This is a genomic window from Vibrio sp. SCSIO 43132 (assembly GCF_019904195.1).
In the GTDB taxonomy this organism is placed as follows: domain Bacteria; phylum Pseudomonadota; class Gammaproteobacteria; order Enterobacterales; family Vibrionaceae; genus Vibrio; species Vibrio nigripulchritudo.
This window is the reverse complement of record NZ_CP063199.1, coordinates 381,059-394,749: the sequence shown is the minus strand read 5'-3', so window position 1 is coordinate 394,749 and position 13,691 is coordinate 381,059. Positions and strand designations below refer to the sequence as shown.

Below are 13,691 nucleotides of genomic sequence, written 5' to 3'. Positions count from 1 at the left end.
ACAGAAATAACCTCTGAACGCCGATTAACATTTAGGATCTTTTGAACATGGAACACAAACACATTGCGTTCATTGGTGCGGGCAACATGGCGCGTTCCATTATTGCAGGCTTGGTTGCTAGCGGTTACCCGTCAGACTTTATTACTGCAACAGGCAGAACAGAGTCCAAGCTCGCCCTGCTGGCAGAGCAATACGGGGTAAACACCTCTTTGAATAACCTGCAAACCGCGCGTGATGCCGATGTCATTGTGTTGGGGGTAAAACCTCAGATGATGGAGGAAGTTTGTGAAGGTCTGCAAGAAGTGGATTACAGCAACAAACTGGTGATTTCGATTGCTGCTGGTATCTCGGCTGCGCGATTGGAAGAAATGCTGGGTTCTAAGCTCAATCTGGTTCGTGTGATGCCTAATACGCCTTCACTTGTTGGTAAGGGAATGAGTGGGCTTTTTGCGCTACCCTCAGTATCAGAAGACGACAAAAATTTTGCTCACGAACTTCTCGAAGCCGTTGGCAAAGCATGTTGGGTAGAAGAAGAAGCAGGTATCAACAATATCATTGCCGCTGCGGGCAGCGCACCAGCCTACTTCTTCCTGTTTATGGAAGCGATGCAAGCTGAAGCCATAGCGCAAGGCTTTGACGAAAATACCGCCAGGCTGCTCGTGCAGCAGTCGGCATTAGGTGCTGCAGAAATGGTTGTCGCCAATCCAGACACCGAATTGAGCACTCTGCGTGAACAAGTAACATCGAAAGGTGGTACCACCGCAGAAGCACTGCGCACCTTCAACGAACATCAATTGACTGATATTGTCTCTAAAGCAATGAAAGCGGCAGTAGCCCGTGCTGAAGAGATGGAAAAATTATTCTAACGCTAACTCTAAATCACTAAGGGTAAAGAATGAATTCTGTACATTTTCTGGTATCCACCCTGTTTGACCTATACATCATGGTGGTCATATTGCGCATCTGGCTTCAAATGGCTCGCGCAGATTTCTACAACCCGTTCTCACAATTTATCGTGAAAGCCACTCAGCCTGTTGTGGGTCCACTGCGTCGGATCATTCCTTCCATTGGCAGTATTGATGTCGCGACGATTCTGTTTGCGTACCTGCTGTGTGTGCTTAAGTTCGTCGCTATTGTTGCGATTTCCTCCAATGGCAATTTCGCATTTGGCGCAGAATTCCTATACCTAGGCGCACTTTCTTTAGTGAAAGCGGCTGGTGGATTGCTTTTCTGGGTTCTGCTGATTCGCGCCATCTTAAGCTGGGTCAGTCAGGGACGCAGCCCAATTGAGTATGTATTCCACCAACTGACCGAGCCAATGCTGGCGCCGATTCGTCGTATCTTGCCTGAAATGGGTGGTTTCGACTTGAGCGTGCTGGTACTCTTTATCCTTCTTCAGTTTGCCAACATCATGATGGGTGACGTGATCGGAGACATCTGGTTCCGCCTATAATGTCCAAGGCTTTAGAAATAGAAAATGATGAGGTTTTGTTGCGGCTGTACATTCAACCCAAAGCCAGCCGGGACAAAATTGTAGGCAAGCATGGCGATGAACTAAAAATCGCCATCAGCGCACCACCAGTCGACGGTAAAGCAAACAGCCACCTCATCAAATATCTGGCGAAGCAATTTAAAGTTCCCAAAGGGCAAGTAAAAATAGAGAAGGGAGAGCTCGGGCGACACAAGCAAGTCCGAATCATTTCCCCGCAAAACCTGCCCAATGAAATTCAAGCCCTCCTCTGAGGGCTTTTTTAGAGGAAGCAATCATGAGCAAATGGCTAACCGCCCTGTTGGCGCTGTGTCTTGTCGCACCAGTAACAGCAGGTCAGTTCAAAACCATCAAAAACGTCGAAGTTCATTACTCGGCATTTAACACCGCTTTTCTTACTCCAAAAATCGCAAGGCAGTACAACTTATCCCGAGATGGCTACCACGCTTTGCTGAACATCAGCATTCTGGATAACGCTCAGGTCGGCAAACCCGCTATTACTGCTGGAGTGAAAGGCAGTGCCAAAAACCTGCTTGGGCAAATGAAGGAGTTAACTTTTCACGAGGTTAAAGAAGGCGACGCCACCTATTATCTGGCGGAGTTTTCTATTTCCCACGAAGAAACCTTTACCTTCACCATAGACATTGATGCCGGCTTATCCGGTAAAGGACCGATACGATTCACTCAGAAGTTCTATGTAGAAGAATAATAGAGCGCATCCGCAGAAAAATGCTATCCTTGCGCCGCTTCCAATCAACCAGACAGGAAACTTCGAATGACTAAATTGGTACTGGCCACTGGCAATCAGGGCAAAGTAAAAGAAATGGCGAGCTTGCTGGCTGAATTTGGCTTTGATGTGGTTGCACAGAGCGACTACAACGTATCGTCGGTTGCCGAGACAGGTACAACTTTCATTGAGAATGCCATCATCAAGGCACGCCACGCCGCCAAGGAAACGGGTCTGCCAGCCATTGCAGACGATTCAGGCTTGGAAGTGGATTTTCTGAAAGGTGCTCCGGGCATTTACTCTGCACGCTATGCCGGCGAAGACGCCAGCGACCAACAAAACCTTGAAAAACTGCTTGAAGCAATGACAGATGTGCCTCAAGAACAACGCACAGCGCGTTTCCACTGTGTATTGGTTTTGATGCGCCACGAAAACGATCCAACTCCTATTGTGTGCCACGGTAAGTGGGAAGGTCGCATCCTGACGAAAGCGCATGGCGAAAACGGGTTTGGTTACGATCCAATCTTCCATGTACCGGAAGATAACTGTGCGTCTGCCGAGCTTGAGCCTAGCCGCAAGAAAGAGCTTTCCCATCGCGGTAAAGCCCTCAGCCAGCTTTTTGACCAGCTTAAACAGCAAGGCATCTAAGGTTTTATGCTCCAGCCACCAGCGTTAAGTCTTTATGTACACATCCCGTGGTGTGTACAAAAGTGCCCCTATTGCGATTTCAACTCTCACGCTCTTAAAGCTGACATCCCTGAAGCGGAATACATCGCAGCCCTATTAGAAGACTTAGAGACAGATATTGAGCGTTACAAGCTCAATGAGAATCCAAGGTTACTGCATTCAATCTTTATCGGAGGCGGAACCCCCAGCCTCATTTCTGCTGAGGGTATTGGCGATCTGCTTTCTGGGATCGAGCAAAGACTGCCGTTCAAACCTGATATAGAAATCACCATGGAAGCCAACCCTGGCACCATTGAAGCAAAGCGGTTTGCAGGGTATCGAAAAGTCGGTGTCACGCGCATTTCTGTTGGGGTACAAAGTTTTGAACAGGAAAAACTCGACCGGCTCGGGCGTATTCACGGGCAGGACGAAGCCGTTAATGCTGCCAAACTCGCACATGAGATCGGATTGAACAGTTTTAATCTGGATCTCATGCACGGCCTGCCTGATCAAAGCATTGATCAGGCGTTGGATGATCTTGATAAGGCGATCGCGCTCGATCCTCCGCACCTCTCGTGGTATCAGCTGACGATCGAGCCCAACACCATGTTTTACTACAAGCCGCCGACTCTGCCCGATGACGATGACTTGTGGGATATTTTTGATTTAGGGCACAAGAAGTTAACCGATGCGGGCTATGTGCAGTATGAGATTTCGGGCTACAGCAAACCGGGATTTCAATGTCAGCACAACCTGAATTACTGGCGTTTTGGTGACTACCTCGGTATTGGTTGTGGCTCGCACGGCAAAATCAGCTTTGCTGACGGGCGAATCGTTCGCACAACCAAAGTCAAACACCCGAGGGGCTACCTCGCCGCTTATCAGAACATGGTTAAACCTTATCTGGATAAAGAGCATCAGGTGGAAGACAGAGATCGACCATTCGAGTTCTTTATGAACCGCTTTCGGTTACTTGAAGCCTGTCCAAAGCAAGATTTCCCTGACACCACTGGGTTAGAGATTTCCTATATTCAGGAAACCATCAACGACGCATTGGATCTGGGCTATTTGTCTGAAACCGACACTCACTGGCAGGTAACGGAGAAAGGAAAGCTGTTTCTCAACGATTTGCTTGAAGCCTTTATGGCAGAGGAAGACGAATAAGGCAGGAATAGGAATACCCTGCCTTATCTATTTCTGATTGGCTTATTACTAGAAGATTGAGCGTCCAATTCGCTCAGACAAAAGCTCTAACGCACGAGTTCCGGCGAGAGAGTTACCAGACGGGTCTAACTCTGGTGACCATACAGCGATGGTCATTTCTCCCGGAACAATCGCAATAATGCCGCCACCCACACCGGACTTGCCCGGCATTCCTACACGGTAAGCAAACTCCCCTGCGCCATCGTACAGCCCACACGTTGCCAGAAGCGCATTCAACTGTTTGGTTTGCGTAGGTGTGATCACTTGCTTACCCGTTTGAACGGATACCCCTTTGTTCGCCAAATAACTGAAGGTTTTCGCCAAATCCACACAACTCATCTTCACGGCACAAGCGTGGAAGTAGTTGTTCAGCACAGGTATTACCTCATTCTGGAAGTTACCAAATGATCGCATTAGATACGCAATGGCTGCGTTTCGGTCGCTATGCATCATTTCAGACGCCGCTACCACTTTGTCGTAAACAATATGAGTGTCGCCCGAAAGCTGACGCACAAACTCCAAAAGACGCTGTCTGGGCGCGGATAGGCGGCTGTGAAGCAAATCGGCGACAACAATCGCACCAGCGTTGATAAACGGGTTTCGCGGGATCCCATGCTCCATCTCAAGCTGGATCATTGAATTAAACGCCTGCCCTGAGGGCTCCTTTCCGACTCGCTCCCAAATTTCTTCCGGCTTGTAGAGCACCATTGCCAGCGTAAGGCTCAGCGCTTTTGAAATTGACTGAATCGAGAACGGTTCATCCGCATCACCAGACTGATACACCTTGCCATCGTTGGTGTACACCGCAATGGCAAGTTTGTCGTTCGGAACTTTTGCTAAGGCAGGAATATAGTTAGCAACTTTGCCCTGCCCAATGAGCGGGCGCACTTCATCTAAGATGTTAGCAAGCAACAAGTTTGTAGGTTTCATTTTTGACCTTTTATTGTTATTCCTCTGCAACAGAGGGCAAAAAAGCCAACATAACGTTGGCTTTTTATTGTTGAGCATCGATTTCCCGCATAAAGCGGCAATGTGCTCTTAAAACTATTGGATTAAGCGTCGCTTAGCTTACACGCTTGAATTTAATATCCCAGACGCCATGCCCCAAACGGTGACCTCGAGCCTCAAATTTGGTTAGCGGGCGATCTTCTGGACGAGGAACAAAATCCCCACCTTCTGCTGTATTCTCAAAACCTGGCGCTTCGTTCATTACTTCGATCATGTGCTCAGCGTAGTTTTCCCAGTCTGTCGCCATGTGGAAAATACCTTCTTCCAGCTTCAGCTTCAGCTTCTGACGTACCATTTCAGCAAAGTCTAGCTGAACAATGCGGCGCTTATGGTGGCGCTTTTTATGCCATGGGTCAGGGAAGAAAAGTTGCAGAGTAGTCAGGCTACTATCAGGAATCATGTTCGCAAACACTTCTACCGCATCGTGACACATAACTCTCAGGTTGGTGACGCCTTCTTCACGCGCAGCCGCTAAACATGCACCAACACCCGGGCTGTGCACTTCAATACCAATGAAGTTCTTTTCAGGAGCATTTTTTGCCATCTCAACCAGAGAAGCACCCATACCAAAACCGATTTCCAGAACCACAGGGTTGTCGTTACCAAACACTTCTTTCCAATCCAGAAGTTTTTCCTGGTAATCAATACCCATTGTCGGCCAGCACTCGTTCATCGCGTTTTCCTGACCTTTAGTAAGGCGTCCTTCACGGCGAACAAAACTGCGAACTTTACGTACCAGTTTGCCGTCTTCTGTGTATTCGTTAGTGGTGACTTCACTCATTGATTATTGCCTGCGCATTAATTGATCAAAGCGGGGATTATCCAAAGAATTGGCTTTGGTGCAAGTGTTATTCGAAGAAAAACCACACTTCATTTCCACACATTTTGTCGGTTTTACATCCAGCCGTAAGTGTGGTGCAATTTTGTTCTTAATAAAAGCAAAAAGCAGAGCAAGTCGTGACCCCATTCGCAAAGGCAATTCTGACATGGTATGACGCTTACGGGCGGAAGAATTTACCCTGGCAGCAAAACAAAACCGCATACTCGGTTTGGCTATCAGAGATCATGCTTCAGCAGACTCAGGTAGCCACGGTAATCCCCTATTACGAGCGATTTCTGAAACGTTTTCCAACGGTGACTGATCTCGCCAACGCGGAGCAGGATGAAGTCCTCCATCTATGGACAGGATTGGGCTATTACGCCCGAGCCCGTAACCTTCATAAAGCCGCCAAAGAAGTCGCTGATAAGTACAACGGAGAGTTCCCACAAGACCTGGAAAGCATGAACGCTTTACCGGGAATTGGGCGTTCAACCGCCGCTGCTGTGCTTTCTTCTGTCTATAAACTGCCCTACGCCATTTTGGATGGCAATGTAAAGCGCACACTGGCACGCAGTTTCGCTGTTGAAGGCTGGCCTGGGCAGAAAAAGGTGGAAAACCAACTTTGGGAATACGCGGAAGCACATACTCCATCAACTGATGTCGATAAGTACAACCAAGCGATGATGGATATGGGTGCCATGATCTGCACCCGAAGCAAGCCTAAATGCACACTTTGCCCGGTTTCCACTCTTTGTGAGAGCAACAAAAACGGGAATCAGTTGGATTACCCGGGCAAAAAGCCGAAGAAAGAGAAACCAGTAAAAGAAACCTGGTTTGCTCTGCTCTACCATGATAACCACATTTGGTTAGAGCAGCGCCCGCAGAGTGGCATTTGGGGCGGACTCTTCTGCTTTCCACAAAGAGAAGATGCAGAACTGAAAGTTGAATTAGACAATCGCTCTGTTTCTGAATCCACAGTGGAAGATGAGAAAACCCTCATCGCATTCAGGCACACCTTTAGCCATTATCATCTAGATATCACTCCAGTGCTGTTCAAACTTTCCAAGCAACCCGATATGGTCATGGAAGGAACGAAAGGTCTCTGGTATAACTTGTCTCAACCTGAAGAAATTGGCTTAGCTGCTCCGGTAAAGCAGCTGATTGAAAGCCTACCTTTTGAAATTAATTAAGGAGCCGCTATGAGCCGCACTGTTTTTTGTGCTCGATTGCAGAAAGAAGCCGATGGACTTGATTTTCAGCTTTACCCTGGCGATCTGGGTAAACGTATTTTCGACAACATCTCTAAAGAAGCATGGGGAATGTGGCAGCACAAACAGACCATGCTGATCAACGAGAAAAAGCTGAACATGATGGACCCAGAGCATCGCAAAGAGCTCGAGGTGGAAATGGTTAACTTCCTGTTTGAAGGTAAAGACGTTCACATTGAAGGTTACACACCACCGAGTGAGTGATCACTTAAACGCATAACCTCACTTTACCTTTATGCTTTTAAAAGACATCATTGCTGAAAATAATGGTGTCTTTTTTTAGGGAAACGATGAAAAAACTCGTCTACTTTTTTACCGCTTTGCTGCTGGTTGGCTGCAGCCGTGAATTCATCGAAAATATCTACGATATCGACTACGAGCCCACCAATCGATTTGCCAAGAATCTAGCTGAGCTGCCGGGACAATTTCAAAAAGACATCGCTGCCCTGGACGCTTTGATGAACAGCTTCTCTTTCAATATCGAAAAGAAATGGGGTAAAGCTGAAATTCGAATAGCGGGAAAAAGTAACTACGTAAAGTACATCGACAATTATCAGAGCCGCGCTGAGGTCGACTTTGCTAAGGGTAAAGTCACGATAAGTACCGTTTCATCAACAGAGCCCAAAAAACACCTGAAGAACGCCATCGTTACCACTTTGCTTACGCCGGACGACCCTGCCAGCGTCGACCTGTACTCTTCTTCAAGTATCAAACTGGAAGGCAGACCTTTCCTTTACCAACAGGTTGTCGATCAAGACAAGAAGCCCATCCAATGGTCATGGCGCGCCAACCGTTTTGCGGACTACTTAATTGCCAACCAATTGAAAACCCGCAATATCGATTTCAAAAAGTCTTACTACGTTGAAATCCCAATGGTGAAAGACCACTTCGAGAAACGTAGCTACAAGTACGCGGATATCGTCCAACGAGCCTCACGTAAATATGACATCCCGGAAGATCTCATCTACGCTATCATCAAAACCGAAAGCAGTTTCAATCCTTACGCAGTCAGTTGGGCAAATGCTTATGGCTTGATGCAGGTTGTGCCTAAAACTGCTGGTCGAGACGTATTTAAGCTCGTGAAAAAGAAACCCGGACAACCGACTCCCGAATACTTATTCGACCCGGAAAAGAACATCGATACAGGAACGGCTTATTTCTACATTTTGAAAAATCGTTACCTGAAAGACGTAAACCACCCCCTATCACTCGAATACAGTATGATTTCAGCTTACAACGGTGGAACTGGTGGCGTGCTCAAAACTTTTCATCGAAGCGACAGAAAACGCGCCATGCGAGACCTGAACTCATTGAAGCCTAATCAGGTTTACTGGGCACTCACCAAAAAACACCCAAACAGCGAAGCAAGGCGATACCTTGAAAAAGTGACGAATTTTAAGCGCGACTTTAATTCTGGTAAGGGGTAATGTGGCGTATCGTTTACTTTCTCGACAAAAACGCACTTTTTTGATTTTTTTTGCAAAAAGAAGTTGACGCTAAGGCGGAAAATCCGTTTAATAGCGCTCCGTCGCCCGGATAGCTCAGTCGGTAGAGCAGAGGATTGAAAATCCTCGTGTCGGTGGTTCGATTCCGCCTCCGGGCACCACAATTTAGATTGTTGGTGTTTAGCACGAACAGTTTTAGAAAGAATACAGTGTGCCGACTTAGCTCAGTAGGTAGAGCAACTGACTTGTAATCAGTAGGTCACCAGTTCGATTCCGGTAGTCGGCACCATTCTTTTGCCTCGATAGCTCAGTCGGTAGAGCAGAGGATTGAAAATCCTCGTGTCGGTGGTTCGATTCCGCCTCGAGGCACCATTATTTGGTGCTTATCTTAATAGATGACACAAATAATTCCCCCTTAGTTCAGTTGGTAGAACGGCGGACTGTTAATCCGTATGTCGCAGGTTCGAGTCCCGCAGGGGGAGCCACATTCAAGAAGCCAAGTCGAAAGACTTGGCTTTTTTCGTTTCTAATTGTCTTTAATACGCAAACCTTCCGTCAGGTGGCATCAGTTTAAAGCAAAGACCATTCCAAAATACTCTCAGTTCAAGACATCTCTTCTATTAAAAATTCATGAAATTTTCTTTTTAAAATCAAAATTTAACCTCTTTGTTTTCTTAAAAATCAGAAAGGTCATCATCCTAAAAGAAGTAAGTCATCTAACAATTAAGAGCTCGTTTCGTTCTACTGTAAGTTTTATTGATTCTCATCCAAAAGTTACGATTTTATTAATAACCATACCTTCTTATCAAAACAAAATAAGATAAGAGATCCTATGATTTATCTTTAGCCAAATAGAACAAAAGCTCAAATAATATATGTGTGCAGTATCATTCAATCTAATACGTATGCATGACTAATTAATAATCAAAAAGTCAATTATTTCGCGCTAAAAATTTAATCCAACTCATACTTTGATATTTAAGCATTATTAAATTATTAAACTCTACCCTAATATGCCGATACAGAGACAGCAGGCAGAAACCGCTCTTTGGTTTCGGCTGACTTTGATTAGGCACACTGCCGAGGGGACACCATGAAACTAAAAACTCAATCTTATTTGCTATCTGCGATCATTCTTGTATCGCTGCTAGCATTGACCGCGACAGGTCTATGGACGTTGCGAGTTGCCAGTAACCTGGATAATAAATCGCGCGTTACCGAGCTCTTTACTAGTACTTACAGTATCTTGAGCGAAATGGAAAAGATGGCGCAAGACGGCACCCTCACGGAAGAGCAGGCTAAAGCTATTGCAACGCGTGTATTGCGAAACAATATCTATAAAGATAACGAATACGTTTATGTTGCTGACGAAAATATGGACTTCATCGCAACGCCACTGGATCCACAACTTCACGGCACCAGTTTCCATGACTTTAAAGATGGAAATGGCGGTAGCGTAGGTAGCATTCTACAAGATGCAGTTGCAAAGAATCCTAACGGCATTGCCGAATACGTATGGACTCAGAAACAAGCAGACGGTTCTATTGAAGAAAAGCTATCCATTGCCGAAAAATCCAAAGTTTGGGGTTGGTATGTAGGTACAGGTATTGGCTTTAATGAAGTCAATGAGAGATTCTGGTCTACAGCGAAGTGGCAGCTCACACTTTGTATCATCATTGGCGGTGCCATTTTTGCACTCCTTCTTTTTGCAATCCGCCGCATCATTTCACTTCTTGGTGGAGAACCACAAGAAGTACGTACCGCGGTTCAAGCCGTAGCAGCTGGTAAAATCCGGGCGAACTTTGAAGAAGAAGCCGAAGAAGGCAGTATTTATCATGCCGTTCAGCAAATGAGTCGTTCTTTGGCACAGTTAGTGACCAACCTCGAAGCCTCAATGGTTGCACTGCGAGGTGAATTGTCTGATGTAGAGTCTCGTGCTGGTACAATTGCAGGATTGACCGACACTCAGCAACAATCTACAGAAATGATCGCAACAGCGATGACTGAAATGGCTTCGTCTGCGAACAACGTAGCGGAATCTGCACGTGATACGGCAGCGAATACTGATGAAGCAGACAAGCAAAGCCAGGTAACACAGCAGCTTATTCAGAGCACAGTAGGAAACATTGAAGGTCTGGCGACTCAACTGGGCACCGCAAGCCAAGCCGTTTCTGATCTGGATAACGATGTAAACAATATCGCTAAAGTTCTGGATGTGATCGGTGATATTGCTGAACAGACCAACCTACTTGCACTTAACGCAGCTATCGAAGCAGCTCGAGCAGGTGAACAAGGTCGTGGCTTTGCGGTTGTAGCAGACGAAGTACGTAACCTTGCAGGAAGAACTCAAGGCAGTACTAAAGAGATCCAACAAATGATCTCCAACCTGCAGGAAGGCTCTCGAAACGCCATTAATACGATGGAAGTGTGTGCTGAAACCAGCCAAAACACCGTTGTTGAATCTCGCAACGCTTCAGAAGCTTTGCAGCACATTGTTGAAGCACTAGAGTCCATCACCTCAATGAGCCACCAAATCGCGACCGCAGCGGCTGAGCAAACTCAAGTGGGCGACGACATTTCTAAACGCATCAACATGATCGAGGAAAGTGGCAACCAGCTAAGTGGTGTTGTATCTGAGAGTCATAACAGCACTCAGACCCTCTCTTCTCTGTCGAATGAACTCGAAACTTGGGTAAACAAGTTCACCGTTCAAAAGTAGATAACTAGACGATAATAGCAAGGCTAAGAGTGTTTATTACATTCTTAGCCTTTTTTATATCCAATGCGAAGCTTTAGCTGGAAGATTTGATCTGGTTATTCTCACAAGCCACTCCCAAACCACCTTATATTTGATGGCATTTCCATCTCTAATGCCTAAAAACGTGCCACTAAGTACAGAAAAACATCAAACGATAGCTTTTTTACAATTTTATATTGACCTCTAAGCCGAAAAGCCTTTTAATACACCCCGTCGCCCGGATAGCTCAGTCGGTAGAGCAGAGGATTGAAAATCCTCGTGTCGGTGGTTCGATTCCGCCTCCGGGCACCACAATTTAGATTGTTGGTGCTTAGCACGAACAAACAATGAATAAAGTGTGCCGACTTAGCTCAGTAGGTAGAGCAACTGACTTGTAATCAGTAGGTCACCAGTTCGATTCCGGTAGTCGGCACCATTTATTGTTCCCCCTTAGTTCAGTTGGTAGAACGGCGGACTGTTAATCCGTATGTCGCAGGTTCGAGTCCCGCAGGGGGAGCCACTTTTCAAATTCAGATGTTAATCTGGATTTATCGGAGCCGACTTAGCTCAGTAGGTAGAGCAACTGACTTGTAATCAGTAGGTCACCAGTTCGATTCCGGTAGTCGGCACCACTCTTGATAGAGTCTAAATAATCAATTCCCCCTTAGTTCAGTTGGTAGAACGGCGGACTGTTAATCCGTATGTCGCAGGTTCGAGTCCCGCAGGGGGAGCCACATTCAAGAAGCCAAGTCGAAAGACTTGGCTTTTTTCGTTCTATTCAGAAAAACCTGCCATTTTACTTCTTTCACTTACCACAAATTCATTATATATTTCATCAGGCGTTACCTGCGCCACCTGCTCGCGGAAAGAGTTATACTCAAGGTCTTACAACATTACCCTTATGGGAAAGCCACAATCCGGTTTTACCTTCTCTTCTGATAAGCGAGTACAGAAGCTATGAGACGGTGAATATATGAATCCTTTTTCTCTAAACCTTACCTATCTAAAGAAACAAGCCAAAACTCGCCTGAAGGCAATTAAAGCCGGGTCTAATGTCGACCTCGAATGGCTACATGAAAATCATCTATCTCAGTCGATAACTCAAGAAAGCGTAAAGCTTGCGGATGTACAGCTCGCTATGGCTCGAGAGTTAGGGCTTTCTAGCTGGAATAAGCTCAAACATCATGTAACTCAACTAGAAAGCAACAGAAGCTTATCTGGAGAGCCTTTACCTTCATTAGACAGCGATATAAGCACTCTCCATGTTCGTTGTGGTCATGATATTCAAAACACTTTGAAAGAATCTGGGTTCTCAGGAGACTTCCTTCCTTATATAGATCCATTCTGTGTTGGACCGCTAACTGATAATGAAGAATACTTCCTGACCCTACGAGCCCAGTATGTCTGTAATAATCTGATATCTGAAATGAGTGAGTTGGATAAGTCGGTTGAACAAGTAAAGGATGAAGAAACAAAAAACACTGAACAACTTCAAAGTGCGAAGTATCGAAGAGTCGTTATTTGGGTCGAACATGATAACTACGATCAATTAATGTTGATTCGTGTGCTTAACTTGCTGTCGTACCAGAATCTTACAAAAATTGAGATCATCGAAACCGATAAGTTTCCAGGAAGCGAACGTTTCATAGGGCTTGGTCAACTTCCTCCTGAAGCATTACGTACCTTATGGGAAACACGTAAAGAGCTGACCATAGAGCACATCTCTGCAGCAAAGAAGATATGGCTGGCTTTTTGCTCATCCACCCCAACTCAACTTGTAAAAATGTACCATGACCTAGATGAATCATTATTTCCAAACATCAAACCCGTCATATTTAGGCACTTACAAGAGCTTCCTCAGACTGATTCTAAGCTTGGTTTGACTCAATCCATTGCTATTCAAATACTCAAACAGAACAACAACGCTCTGAGCTTTAAAGCACTTTTCAGGCAATACATGAAACAAGAGTCACTAGTTTACCTAGGTGATGTCATGTTTTGGGCTGTTATCAAGCCTCTAAGCTTTGGTGTAGAGCCAATACTTACTATTAAGGGAGTTGAATCAAACGACTGGCAAAACGCGACGATTGAGTTAATAGATGCCAATTTCGAATCAGTATCTGCCGTCGAAAAAAAATGGATAGGTGGAATTCAGCTAACTCAAAATGATTACTGGAGCTGGGATCATCAGGATCTTTCCACATTAGCTTTGAACAGCGACTCATAACTCTCAATTAAGTGGTGAGTGTTAATTCACTCACCACTTATAAATCGGTAGTTGAGAACCTTTCTATCGGAACCGACCAACTTTTCTTTATAGGGCTAAAC

13 protein-coding genes and 9 tRNA genes are annotated in these 13,691 nt (G+C 45.6%); 20 read left to right on the top strand and 2 right to left on the bottom strand.

Annotated elements, in window-relative coordinates; all coding sequences use genetic code 11:
* Positions 1 to 47 precede the first annotated feature (47 nt).
* The 6 genes from proC (at position 48) to hemW (ending at position 4,046) form a co-directional block, all read left to right on the top strand.
* Complete coding sequence (proC, locus tag INR79_RS01855; protein ID WP_223095794.1) at positions 48 to 866, top strand: pyrroline-5-carboxylate reductase; 819 nt, start codon at positions 48 to 50, stop codon at positions 864 to 866.
* A 29-nt stretch (positions 867 to 895) separates the two neighbouring features.
* Positions 896 to 1,453 (top strand): YggT family protein, encoded by a 558-nt coding sequence (locus INR79_RS01850; RefSeq protein ID WP_004398314.1) that lies wholly within the window; start codon positions 896 to 898, stop codon positions 1,451 to 1,453.
* On the top strand, positions 1,453 to 1,743 hold the full coding sequence (yggU, locus tag INR79_RS01845) for a DUF167 family protein YggU (protein ID WP_223095792.1): 291 nt from the start codon (positions 1,453 to 1,455) through the stop codon (positions 1,741 to 1,743). Before INR79_RS01850 ends, yggU begins: the two co-directional genes overlap by 1 nt.
* A 23-nt stretch (positions 1,744 to 1,766) precedes the next feature.
* Positions 1,767 to 2,198, top strand: coding sequence for a DUF4426 domain-containing protein (locus INR79_RS01840; protein ID WP_223095790.1), 432 nt, complete (start codon positions 1,767 to 1,769; stop codon positions 2,196 to 2,198).
* Between the two features lie 66 nt (positions 2,199 to 2,264).
* Positions 2,265 to 2,864 (top strand): XTP/dITP diphosphatase, encoded by a 600-nt coding sequence (locus INR79_RS01835; protein WP_223095788.1) that lies wholly within the window; start codon positions 2,265 to 2,267, stop codon positions 2,862 to 2,864.
* 6 nt (positions 2,865 to 2,870) lie between these two features.
* Positions 2,871 to 4,046: a radical SAM family heme chaperone HemW gene (gene hemW / locus INR79_RS01830; protein WP_223095786.1), complete on the top strand. Its 1,176-nt coding sequence runs from the start codon at positions 2,871 to 2,873 to the stop codon at positions 4,044 to 4,046.
* A 48-nt stretch (positions 4,047 to 4,094) separates the two neighbouring features.
* On the opposite strand, the gene glsB is transcribed toward hemW, so the two are convergent.
* Both glsB and trmB read right to left on the bottom strand, forming a co-directional pair.
* On the bottom strand, positions 4,095 to 5,015 hold the full coding sequence (glsB, locus tag INR79_RS01825; RefSeq protein WP_004398319.1) for a glutaminase B: 921 nt from the start codon (positions 5,013 to 5,015) through the stop codon (positions 4,095 to 4,097).
* Between the two features lie 133 nt (positions 5,016 to 5,148).
* Positions 5,149 to 5,874, bottom strand: coding sequence for a tRNA (guanosine(46)-N7)-methyltransferase TrmB (gene trmB / locus INR79_RS01820; protein ID WP_223095784.1), 726 nt, complete (start codon positions 5,872 to 5,874; stop codon positions 5,149 to 5,151).
* A gap of 176 nt (positions 5,875 to 6,050) precedes the next feature.
* Between trmB and mutY the strand changes: the two genes are divergently transcribed.
* The 14 genes from mutY to INR79_RS01750 all read left to right on the top strand — a co-directional run bounded on the left by mutY (position 6,051) and on the right by INR79_RS01750 (position 13,590).
* The gene (gene mutY / locus INR79_RS01815; protein WP_223095782.1) at positions 6,051 to 7,103 is read left to right on the top strand and encodes an A/G-specific adenine glycosylase; all 1,053 of its coding nucleotides are present in this window, start codon (positions 6,051 to 6,053) and stop codon (positions 7,101 to 7,103) included.
* A gap of 9 nt (positions 7,104 to 7,112) precedes the next feature.
* Positions 7,113 to 7,385 (top strand): oxidative damage protection protein, encoded by a 273-nt coding sequence (locus tag INR79_RS01810; RefSeq protein ID WP_004398322.1) that lies wholly within the window; start codon positions 7,113 to 7,115, stop codon positions 7,383 to 7,385.
* Between the two features lie 86 nt (positions 7,386 to 7,471).
* Complete coding sequence (gene mltC, locus INR79_RS01805; RefSeq protein WP_045961021.1) at positions 7,472 to 8,608, top strand: membrane-bound lytic murein transglycosylase MltC; 1,137 nt, start codon at positions 7,472 to 7,474, stop codon at positions 8,606 to 8,608.
* A 103-nt stretch (positions 8,609 to 8,711) separates the two neighbouring features.
* A tRNA-Phe gene (locus tag INR79_RS01800) sits at positions 8,712 to 8,787 on the top strand.
* 52 nt (positions 8,788 to 8,839) lie between these two features.
* Positions 8,840 to 8,915 (top strand) — tRNA-Thr (locus tag INR79_RS01795).
* Positions 8,916 to 8,922: 7 nt separating this feature from the next.
* Positions 8,923 to 8,998 (top strand) — tRNA-Phe (locus INR79_RS01790).
* 37 nt (positions 8,999 to 9,035) lie between these two features.
* A tRNA-Asn gene (locus INR79_RS01785) sits at positions 9,036 to 9,111 on the top strand.
* Between the two features lie 608 nt (positions 9,112 to 9,719).
* On the top strand, positions 9,720 to 11,345 hold the full coding sequence (locus INR79_RS01780) for a methyl-accepting chemotaxis protein (RefSeq protein WP_004398324.1): 1,626 nt from the start codon (positions 9,720 to 9,722) through the stop codon (positions 11,343 to 11,345).
* A 254-nt stretch (positions 11,346 to 11,599) separates the two neighbouring features.
* Positions 11,600 to 11,675 (top strand) — tRNA-Phe (locus INR79_RS01775).
* A 48-nt stretch (positions 11,676 to 11,723) separates the two neighbouring features.
* A tRNA-Thr gene (locus tag INR79_RS01770) sits at positions 11,724 to 11,799 on the top strand.
* Between the two features lie 8 nt (positions 11,800 to 11,807).
* Positions 11,808 to 11,883: transfer RNA gene (locus tag INR79_RS01765), tRNA-Asn, on the top strand.
* A 36-nt stretch (positions 11,884 to 11,919) separates the two neighbouring features.
* Positions 11,920 to 11,995 (top strand) — tRNA-Thr (locus INR79_RS01760).
* Between the two features lie 26 nt (positions 11,996 to 12,021).
* Positions 12,022 to 12,097: transfer RNA gene (locus INR79_RS01755), tRNA-Asn, on the top strand.
* 239 nt (positions 12,098 to 12,336) lie between these two features.
* Positions 12,337 to 13,590, top strand: a complete 1,254-nt coding sequence (locus INR79_RS01750; RefSeq protein ID WP_223095780.1) for a DUF1835 domain-containing protein — start codon at positions 12,337 to 12,339, stop codon at positions 13,588 to 13,590.
* The last annotated feature ends 101 nt before the right edge of the window (positions 13,591 to 13,691 follow it).

Bases quoted from the DNA above. Each gene is read 5' to 3' on its own strand.
- proC (WP_223095794.1), top strand. From the start codon at position 48: ATGGAACACAAACACATTGCGTTCATTGGTGCGGGCAACATGGCGCGT.
- INR79_RS01850 (WP_004398314.1), top strand. From the start codon at position 896: ATGAATTCTGTACATTTTCTGGTATCCACCCTGTTTGACCTATACATC.
- yggU (WP_223095792.1), top strand. From the start codon at position 1,453: ATGTCCAAGGCTTTAGAAATAGAAAATGATGAGGTTTTGTTGCGGCTG.
- INR79_RS01840 (WP_223095790.1), top strand. From the start codon at position 1,767: ATGAGCAAATGGCTAACCGCCCTGTTGGCGCTGTGTCTTGTCGCACCA.
- INR79_RS01835 (WP_223095788.1), top strand. From the start codon at position 2,265: ATGACTAAATTGGTACTGGCCACTGGCAATCAGGGCAAAGTAAAAGAA.
- hemW (WP_223095786.1), top strand. From the start codon at position 2,871: ATGCTCCAGCCACCAGCGTTAAGTCTTTATGTACACATCCCGTGGTGT.
- glsB (WP_004398319.1), bottom strand. From the start codon at position 5,015: ATGAAACCTACAAACTTGTTGCTTGCTAACATCTTAGATGAAGTGCGC.
- trmB (WP_223095784.1), bottom strand. From the start codon at position 5,874: ATGAGTGAAGTCACCACTAACGAATACACAGAAGACGGCAAACTGGTA.
- INR79_RS01810 (WP_004398322.1), top strand. From the start codon at position 7,113: ATGAGCCGCACTGTTTTTTGTGCTCGATTGCAGAAAGAAGCCGATGGA.
- mltC (WP_045961021.1), top strand. From the start codon at position 7,472: ATGAAAAAACTCGTCTACTTTTTTACCGCTTTGCTGCTGGTTGGCTGC.
- INR79_RS01780 (WP_004398324.1), top strand. From the start codon at position 9,720: ATGAAACTAAAAACTCAATCTTATTTGCTATCTGCGATCATTCTTGTA.
- INR79_RS01750 (WP_223095780.1), top strand. From the start codon at position 12,337: ATGAATCCTTTTTCTCTAAACCTTACCTATCTAAAGAAACAAGCCAAA.